This is a genomic window from Rhodococcus sp. T7 (assembly GCF_009872365.1).
Lineage (GTDB): Bacteria > Actinomycetota > Actinomycetes > Mycobacteriales > Mycobacteriaceae > Rhodococcus_F.
Genome location: NZ_WXYH01000176.1, coordinates 81720 through 89733, shown reverse-complemented (window position 1 = coordinate 89733; position 8014 = coordinate 81720). Strand labels below are relative to the sequence as shown.

The following is an 8014-nucleotide window of genomic DNA, read 5'->3' as shown; positions in this document are numbered from 1 at the left end:
GACGGTCGGTCTTCGCGGCGGCGATGGAGTATCCACCGCCGCCGCAGATGCCGAGCACGCCGATCCGGTCGGCGTCGACGTAAGGGAGAGCGACGAGGTGGTCGACGACGTAGCTGAAGTCCTGGACTCGTTGCGTGGGGTCTTCGATGAATCGGGGTTCGCCGCCGCTGGCGCCCTGGTAGCTGGCGTCGAATGCGATGACTACGTACCCGGCGTCGGCGAGGGCGGTGCCGTACACGTTGCCGGACGTCTGTTCCTTGCAGCTACCGATCGGGTGCGCGCTGAGGATGGCGGGGTATTTCTCGGTCTGGTCGAATCCTGGCGGGAAGTAGATGTCCGCCGCGATGTCCCAGTACGGGGTCTTGACGCTGACGGTCTCGATGCTCTCCGTGGCCATGAACTGATGTCCCTTCGTCGTCCGCCGGAGCCCGACGGTCTGAATCTCAGGGGGTCGTGGACGATGTCCTCGACCCGCACTCATCACTCTGCTGCGATCCGCGGGGCCGTACCAGAGGCCGGTTATCGGGGGTACCGGCAGCCTCTCCCTCGGACCGTCGGAGGTCCCTAGGCTGCAGGTATGGAGATCGCCAAGGAGATCAAGGACTTCCTGACGACCCGTCGCGCACGCATCACGCCCGACCAGGTGGGCCTGCCCACCGGCGGCCGACGTCGGGTCGCCGGGCTACGTCGCGAGGAGGTCGCACTGCTCGCCGGAGTGAGCGCGGAGTACTACGTACAGATCGAACGCGGCGGCGTGTCGGGCGTGTCCGACGAGGTGCTGGAGGCCATCGCGACCGCACTGCGACTCGACGACGAGGAGACGAAGCACCTGTTCACCCTCGCCCGCGCCGCGGCCACGAAGCCCCGCAGGCGTAAGCCCGCCCGGGCGCGCGTCGAGATGCCGGAGCCGGTCCAGGCGCTCGTCGATGCGATGATCACCGCCCCCGCCGTGGTGCAGAACGGTCACCTCGACATCGTCGGCGCCAATGCGCTCGGTCGCGCGCTCTACGCCGACGTGTACGACCGCGTGGACGGCCCGCCCAACCTGGCCCGGTTCATCTTCCTCGACCGCCGCGCCGACGAGACGTTCCCCGACTGGAACAACGCCGCCGACGACGCCGTCGCGATGTTGCGGGCGGAGGCGGCGCGGTCGCCGTACTCGGCGGCGGTCACCGGTCTCGTCGGCGAGCTCGCCACCCGCAGCGACGAGTTCCGCACTCGCTGGGCAGCCCACGACATCAAGGCGCACCGCCGCGGAACGAAGCGGTTCCATCATCCGGTCGTCGGCGACCTGACGCTGCGTTTCGAGGCGCTCGAGGTGGCCAGCGCCGCCGGTCTCACCCTGTACGGTTTCACCGCGGCGGCGGGTTCCTCCTCGGAGGAGGCCCTCCGCCTGCTGTCCAGCTGGATCGCCACCGACAGCGCCGCACATCAGCATTCCTGAAGCGGGCAATTCTTGCAGCGGGCTACGGCGAGTTCAGGATTCGCTCGGCGACGCGTCCCTGCTGAGGGTCACGGCCACCGCGAGGAGGATGAGGACCAGTGTGAGGACGACGGCGTAGGACGGCAGCCAGTACGCCGCGACGGCGGCCGACCCGAGCACGGCGGCGCCGACGGCGCGCGGAACCCAGCCGGTGTGGGTGGTGAGCCGGAAGTAGATCGCGTGCGAGAGCAGGTAGATCGCCGGACCCGCGAGCATCAGCACACCTCCGATCCCTGCCCGGTCGTCGCCTGCGTGGGCGAGCACCAACTCGCTGCCCGCGGCGAACATGACGAGTCCGGTGACGACGCCGTAGATCACGTTGATCCCGATGTGCACGGATCGGATCGGGTTCTCGGTGGCGGCGATATGACTTTCCACGAGCTGTTCGGCGCGCCCGAAGTAGACCGCCCACAGGCAGACGAGCGCGACGAAGCACCCCGCCGCCAGCGCCAGCGTCAGCGCGTCGGAATGATGGGCGGCAATGACGCGTCCGAGGGTCAGGACCGTCTCGCCCAGCAGGATGATGAGGAACAGTCGCATCCGCTCGAGCATGTGCTCGGCGTCGAACGGAAGTTGCTGCGTTCGTGTGCCCCCGCCCGGCAGTGGGTGCGCGCTCCAGGTGCCGACGAGGTCGACGAGTGCGGCCACCGCCCACAGCCACAGGCGCCATTCCGGGTCGACTGCGGCGCCGGCCACCCAGAACGGCGCCGAGACCGCGAACCAGATCAGCACGTGCCGGAAGTGCCTGCGGAGGCTGGGCGTCGGGGCGGTGGCCGCCGCGTAGACGGCGGGGCCGATCAGCGCCAGCAGCATGGGAACGATGAAGAGCCAGGGATTTTCGTCGAAGGCGTGCCCGATTCCCGCGTTCATGAACAGGCCGAGGCCCATCACCGTGATCGTCACGGCGCGGGTGGCCGTGCGTTCGATGTCGAGGAGGGTGACCTCGAATGTGGTGAACGCCCAGACCCCGCACACCGCAACGAGTGCCACGAGGGTTTCGGCGGCGCCGTGCCAGGTCAGGTGGTCGACGAGATGGTGCGTGAGCTGACCGATCGCCAGCACGAACACGAGGTCGAAGAACAGCTCGAGCGGCGAGACCTCACGGTGGGTGCTGCGCGCTTGCCTGACCATCATGGATTCCTCCTCGGCGACCGAATCCTATCCGGCGGTGTCGAGGCGGACGGCCGTTTCGGCGGCGCTGCCGGCGATCCCACCTTGACATCCACCGAACGGTGGATAATGTATTATATTGTTACTCGCGACACACGGAGGCATGCCCATGCAGCACAAGCCGCTCGACGGGATCCGCATCCTGGAGATCGGGGGGTACATCGCCCTCCCGTTCGCCACGTCGATCCTGTGCGCGCTCGGCGCAGAGGTCGTGAAGGTGGAGAAACCCGTCGTCGGAGAGGACTTCCGCCGCCACCAGAACGACGGCAGCCCCTACTTCCGCCAGTACAACACCGGAAAGCGGAGCCTGTCGATCGACCTGAAGCGGCCCGAGGGCGTCGCGCTGGTCAAGGCCCTCGTGCCGCACTTCGACGTGGTCCTCGAGAACCTGCGGCCCGGTAAGTTGGCGGCGCTGGGCCTCGGACCCGAAGACTGCCGCGCACTGCGATCCGACCTCGTCTACGGGTCGGTGACCGGATTCGGTTCCGGTGGCCCGCTGGCGAGCCGCCCCGCCTACGACACGATCGGGCATGCGTTCGGCGGTCTCTACTCCCTGTTCGGCGACGACGCCCGGCCACAGCTGGCCGGCGGGCTGAGCGCGGACCTGATCACCGGTTTGAGTACGGCCACGGGCGTCCTCGCGGCGCTGGTCGGACGGCTGCGCACCGGCTCGCCGCAACACGTGGAGACGTCGATCATGGAGGCCGTCAGCGTTCTGGCGACCGACGGGATCACGCAGTCCTTCGAACTGGGATACGACCCGAGCAGGCAGAGCAGGCATCCGCAGGCGCAGAACTTCTGCGTCAAGACCGCCACCGGGGAGTACCTGGCGGTCCACCTGTCGTCGTCGCAGAAATTCTGGCGCTCGCTGTGCACGACGATGAACCGGGTGGATCTCACCGAGGATCCCCGCTTCGCCGAGTACCGCCCCCGGGAGTCGAATTACCACGAGCTGGCCAAGATCGTCGAAGCCGAGTTCGAGCAGCAGTCGCTGCAGCATTGGGAGGACGCCCTGTCCGCTGCGGACGTGCCGTTCGCCCCGGTGCTGTCGATGACCGGATTCGTCGAGCACGAGCAGGTGGAATGGCTCGAACTGGTCGAACGGCAGCAGGACGGGCTGGCGCTGATCCGGCCGCCGTGGCGGTTCGCGGGCGAACGCCCCGATCGGGCGGGCACCGCGCCGCGGGTCGGCGCCGACAGCCGTGACGTCGCCTCGGAGGTGTACGCCGCCGCGCAGATCGACGACCTGGTGCAGGCGGACGTTCTGTTCGTCGAACCCTGAGCCCGATCGTGCCCGGGGCACACACAAATTCCGTAGGCGCATAACTTCCGTATTCGAACGACGATGGGTGAGTAATCGATGTCTGCCGATGTATCGACCGAGGGGATCGTGGTGGGTCCCGTCGACGACGAGTCCGCCGTGCTGGAGAACCTGCTGGCGACCCGGTGGAGTTGCCGCGCGTTCGAGCCGCGCGAGGTTCCCCGACCGCTCATCGAGCGCATGTTCACGCTGGCGCAGCGGTCCGCGTCGTGGTGCAACACGCAGCCCTGGCAGGTCGTCGTGACCAGCGGTGCGGGAACCGGGCGATTCCGCGACGGTCTCGCGGAGTACGCGAGCGGGCACGGTGCCGCCTTCGAATTCGATCCGCCCGCGGAGTACCGCGGCGTCTATCGAGACCGGCGCCGGGCGAGCGGGTGGCAGTTGTATCAGGCCGTGGGGGTCGAACGCGGTGACCGCGCCGCGTCCGCGCGTCAGTCGTTCGAGAACTTCCGCCTGTTCGGCGCTCCGCACGTCGCGATCATCACGACCGACGCCGAGCAGGGCGTGTACGGCGCGGTGGATTCCGGGCTCTACCTCGGCACCCTCCTGCTCGCGGCCCGGAGCCTGGGGATCGCAGCGATCCCGCAGGCCGCCCTGGCGAGCCAGTCGCCCTTCATCCGTGAGCATTTCGGCATCGCGGACGACCGCAAGATTCTGGTGGGGATCTCCTTCGGCTACGCCGACCTCGACCATCCGGCGAACAGCTACCGGACCGCACGCGCGACGCTCGACGAGGTCGTCACCTGGCAGGACCGGTAGCGTCCTATTCGGTTGCCGTGGACGGTGTATCGGTCAGGGCGTGATCGGTCTCGGCCACGATCGCGAGCAGTCGCAGGGCCTGCTCGGAGGGGGACTCCGGTTCCGCGGTGTATCCGACGAGGGACAATCCGCCCGCGCCGGTGATGTCGAAGACGTTGTAGGTCAGCGACAGGTCACCAACGTCCGGATGCCGGAACTGTTTGACGCCGTGCCGATGAGCCTTCACGTTGTGGGTGGCCCAGCGGGTGCGGAATTCCTTGCTCCGCGTGGCGAGTTCGCCGACGAGCCCGGTGACGACGGTCGAGTGGGGTGAGTGTGCGGCCTCCACCCGCAGCAGGGCCACGGCGTCGTCGGCCGATGTGTTCCACTCCGGGAACACATCGTCGGCGTGCGGGTCGAAGAAGATGAACCGGACGAGGTTCGGCACTCCCGTCGCCCGCGCGAAGACCGGCGCGTACAGCGTGCGGCCGAGCGGGTTGGCGGCGACGATGTCGAGGTGCCCGTTCAGCACGATCGCCGGCGAGTCGACCATGCCGTCGATCAGCGCCTGTACGCCGTCGGGGATCTTCCGGTCGACCCGCCGCGGGGCCCGCGCGGCGCCCGTCGACGTGCCGGCGGCCCGCACGAGGTCGAACAGGTGCGCCGTTTCTTCCTCGGTGAGCCGCAGTGCCCGGGCGACGGCGTGCAGAACGTCGTCGGAGACTCCGGTGACGTTCCCGCGTTCGATCTGGGTGTAGTACTCGATGCTGACCCCGGCCAACTGCGCGACCTCTTCACGCCGCAGGCCCGGCACCCGGCGTCGCCGGCCGGGCGGCAGACCGACCTGCCCGGGGGTGATCTTCGCCCGCCGGGTCATCAAGAACTCTTTGATGTCCTTGGCGATGTCCATGGATTCACAGTAGGAACAAGACCCCGGCGCCGGGAAGGGTCAGGGTGTCAGCGGCAGGAGCAGGGAGGCGACGACGTCGTCCACCTTGTCGAGGTACAGCACGTCGTGAATCATCGTGTCGACCACCTGCTCGTCCAGCGGATGCACCGAGTACGGGACGCACTTGCGGAACTTGTCGACGAAGTCCTGCTCGCTGAACGCGTTGTTCGGGTGCCCCTTGACGTAGACGTGTTCGGTGGTGATCGTGCGGCCGTCGCGCAGCGTGGTCGTGAGCCGCGCGCCCCAGTCCGACACCGACGGGTCCTCGGCGGCGGAAATCCTCGACATCAGCTCCCGGACGTCCTCACGTTGCCGTGCCTCGTCCGTGTAGGACTGCACGAAGACACTCTTGTCGATCGCGGCGGTCGCGACGGCGTACGGGAGGCTGAACTGACATTCGGGGACCGTCCGTGGGTGCCACTTCACGTCGGTCGGTTCGCACACGGCCCGCCAGCCGGAGGTGGAGACGTCGATGTGGACGGTGGCGATGTCGTCGGGGCCGAAGCCGTGGGTGCGCATCTGATCCAGGATGCCGTCGATGGAGGAGTGCGAGAAGTAGCAGGCGCTGTACCCCTTGGTGGTGATGTTCGTCGTCTCCCAGCGCTCGCCCAGATCCCGGGTGAGCGGCTCGGGATCCGTCTCCCAGCGGGCCGTGCGCAGGTAACCGTTGGGTCCGGTCAGCACCTCCCGGCGGGGGCCGGTGATGCCCTTCTCCGCGAGGAGGCAGGCGGTGATCGCCGATTGGCAGACGAGGCCGTGGTGCACCCGGACCATCAGGGTGGCCGGCGCGTAGATCGCCATCGTGTGCGGCTGCGTCATCGTGCGGGCGATGCCCTGGGCATTCTCGAGCAGCTCCTGGGAGAAACCGAGAAGTTTGCCGACGGCCGCGACGGCCCCGAAGATGTAGTGGCCGCCGCAATCGTGGGACTTCACGGCGGTACTGATGACCTTGTAGGCCGAGCCCACGCGGATCAGCGTCTCCTGCCCGACGACCAGCGCCGTAAGGAATTCCTTCCCCGTGACGTCCGGCCGCAGCCCGGTGGCCGCCAGCAGACTGGCCACGATGTATTCGCTGATGTGCCCTGCTTCTTCGTGAAGATCGCCGCAGTCCATCGCGCGGGGCATCGGGCCGATCGCCAGCGCCGCCTCCGCTGCGGGAACGCGGCCACCGTAGAACGGCAGGACCGACTGCGGTGCGCCGCCCTTGTCCTTGACCAGATCCACGATCGCCGGGATCCCGTCCATCCCGGAGCCGCCGATCATCACGGCCATACAGTCGAGCAGGGTGTGCTTGGCATGCCGGACGACCTCGGCGGGGAGATCGTCGTAGTCGGTCTGCACCGCCATACGGCACAGGGTGCTCATCGGATCTTCCGAGTTCTGGATCGCGAACTTCGTCATGTCGTCCCTCTTCCGCGTCGAGATGTCGCTGTCGGCAACGCAAGTCGGCGTCCCGGTTCATGTCAGAACGTCGCGCATGTCCCGGCTCGGGGATAGGGGGATTCTCGCCTACCGAGAAGGGGAGTCCGGTCAGGGCACCTCGGTCGCGTGCCGGATCTGCTGCTTCAGCAGCGCCAACCGTGGGAGGTCGGCGGTGCGCGTCGCACGGGAGATGCCGAGAGCGGTGGCGTGCAGCGCGGGCAGCAGGGTCGACGGCGTCTCGCTGTCGAACGCGGTGGTGACCGACAGCGCGCCGATCGCGGTGCCGTCGTCGGCGAGGATCGGCACCGCGACCGCCGTCGAGTCGGGGGAGATCCAGCGGCGGGCGACGACGTAGCCGGTGCGCCGGGTCTCGTTCACGATCCGCAGCAGTTCGGTCCGGTCGACGACGGTGTGCTCGGTGAATCGGGTGATCTTGCCGGTAGCGAGGATGTGCTCTCGCATCTCCGGCGGAGAGAACGCCACCAGCACAATGCCCGGGGACGACGCCAGCGCGGGAAGCCGCACACCCGGCTGAGTCACGTTGGTGACACCCGGTTGCCGGGTCGTCAGCGTTTCCAGGTTGAGGACGTCGTTGCGGTCCAGCACCGACAGCAGGGTGGGGGCCTGCACCGCCGACCGCAGGTCCTCCATGTACGGGAGGGCGACTTCCCGGAGCGTGAGGGCACTCGACGACCGGGCCACCACCTCCCACAGTCGTGTGCCGATCCGCAGTCTGCGGTCGGGATCACGTTCGAGGAAACCCACGTCGACGAGTTCGGCCACGATCCGATGCGCCGACGGCATCGGGATCGCGGTCCTGCGCGCGATCTCCGACGCCGTCAGGGGGCCGCCCGCCCCCTTGAACGCCTCGAGCACCTCGACGACCCGCTCGATCATCGACTCACCGCGGGCGGGCATCGGTCCTCCTCGG

8 protein-coding genes are annotated in these 8014 nt (G+C 68.2%); 3 read left to right on the top strand and 5 right to left on the bottom strand.

The features are described 5' to 3' along the window. Positions 1–397, bottom strand: a 397-nt coding sequence (locus tag MLGJGCBP_RS18320; RefSeq protein ID WP_201453116.1) for an alpha/beta hydrolase, incomplete at its 3' end; no start/stop codon positions are given. 180 nt (positions 398–577) lie between these two features. Between MLGJGCBP_RS18320 and MLGJGCBP_RS18315 the strand changes: the two genes are divergently transcribed. Then, a complete protein-coding gene (locus MLGJGCBP_RS18315) occupies positions 578–1444 on the top strand; it encodes a helix-turn-helix domain-containing protein (protein WP_160097484.1) in 867 nt (288 codons plus the stop codon). A 33-nt stretch (positions 1445–1477) separates the two neighbouring features. Here MLGJGCBP_RS18315 and MLGJGCBP_RS18310 read toward each other — a convergent pair whose 3' ends face one another. Further along, the gene (locus MLGJGCBP_RS18310; RefSeq protein ID WP_160097482.1) at positions 1478–2617 is read right to left on the bottom strand and encodes a low temperature requirement protein A; all 1140 of its coding nucleotides are present in this window, start codon (positions 2615–2617) and stop codon (positions 1478–1480) included. 145 nt (positions 2618–2762) lie between these two features. Here MLGJGCBP_RS18310 and MLGJGCBP_RS18305 point away from each other — a divergent pair, with 145 nt between their 5' ends. Both MLGJGCBP_RS18305 and MLGJGCBP_RS18300 read left to right on the top strand, forming a co-directional pair. Beyond that, entirely contained in the window at positions 2763–3935 is a 1173-nt protein-coding gene (locus tag MLGJGCBP_RS18305; RefSeq protein WP_160097480.1) for a CaiB/BaiF CoA transferase family protein, read from the top strand. 78 nt (positions 3936–4013) lie between these two features. Continuing rightward, positions 4014–4733, top strand: a complete 720-nt coding sequence (locus tag MLGJGCBP_RS18300) for a nitroreductase (protein ID WP_160097478.1) — start codon at positions 4014–4016, stop codon at positions 4731–4733. Between the two features lie 4 nt (positions 4734–4737). On the opposite strand, the gene MLGJGCBP_RS18295 is transcribed toward MLGJGCBP_RS18300, so the two are convergent. The 3 genes from MLGJGCBP_RS18295 to MLGJGCBP_RS18285 form a co-directional block, all read right to left on the bottom strand. Further along, positions 4738–5622 (bottom strand): helix-turn-helix transcriptional regulator, encoded by an 885-nt coding sequence (locus MLGJGCBP_RS18295; RefSeq protein ID WP_160097476.1) that lies wholly within the window; start codon positions 5620–5622, stop codon positions 4738–4740. A gap of 39 nt (positions 5623–5661) precedes the next feature. Continuing rightward, positions 5662–7062 carry an MmgE/PrpD family protein gene (locus MLGJGCBP_RS18290; RefSeq protein WP_160097474.1) on the bottom strand — a complete coding sequence of 467 codons (1401 nt, stop codon included), beginning with the start codon at positions 7060–7062 and terminating at the stop codon, positions 5662–5664. A 129-nt stretch (positions 7063–7191) separates the two neighbouring features. Then, positions 7192–8001 carry an IclR family transcriptional regulator gene (locus MLGJGCBP_RS18285; RefSeq protein ID WP_236581189.1) on the bottom strand — a complete coding sequence of 270 codons (810 nt, stop codon included), beginning with the start codon at positions 7999–8001 and terminating at the stop codon, positions 7192–7194. Positions 8002–8014 lie beyond the last annotated feature (13 nt).

What these genes read in the sequence shown, in the direction of transcription:
- MLGJGCBP_RS18315 (WP_160097484.1), top strand. Translation starts at nt 578, where the DNA reads ATGGAGATCGCCAAGGAGATCAAGGACTTCCTGACGACCCGTCGCGCA.
- MLGJGCBP_RS18310 (WP_160097482.1), bottom strand. Translation starts at nt 2,617, where the DNA reads ATGATGGTCAGGCAAGCGCGCAGCACCCACCGTGAGGTCTCGCCGCTC.
- MLGJGCBP_RS18305 (WP_160097480.1), top strand. Translation starts at nt 2,763, where the DNA reads ATGCAGCACAAGCCGCTCGACGGGATCCGCATCCTGGAGATCGGGGGG.
- MLGJGCBP_RS18300 (WP_160097478.1), top strand. Translation starts at nt 4,014, where the DNA reads ATGTCTGCCGATGTATCGACCGAGGGGATCGTGGTGGGTCCCGTCGAC.
- MLGJGCBP_RS18295 (WP_160097476.1), bottom strand. Translation starts at nt 5,622, where the DNA reads ATGGACATCGCCAAGGACATCAAAGAGTTCTTGATGACCCGGCGGGCG.
- MLGJGCBP_RS18290 (WP_160097474.1), bottom strand. Translation starts at nt 7,062, where the DNA reads ATGACGAAGTTCGCGATCCAGAACTCGGAAGATCCGATGAGCACCCTG.
- MLGJGCBP_RS18285 (WP_236581189.1), bottom strand. Translation starts at nt 8,001, where the DNA reads ATGCCCGCCCGCGGTGAGTCGATGATCGAGCGGGTCGTCGAGGTGCTC.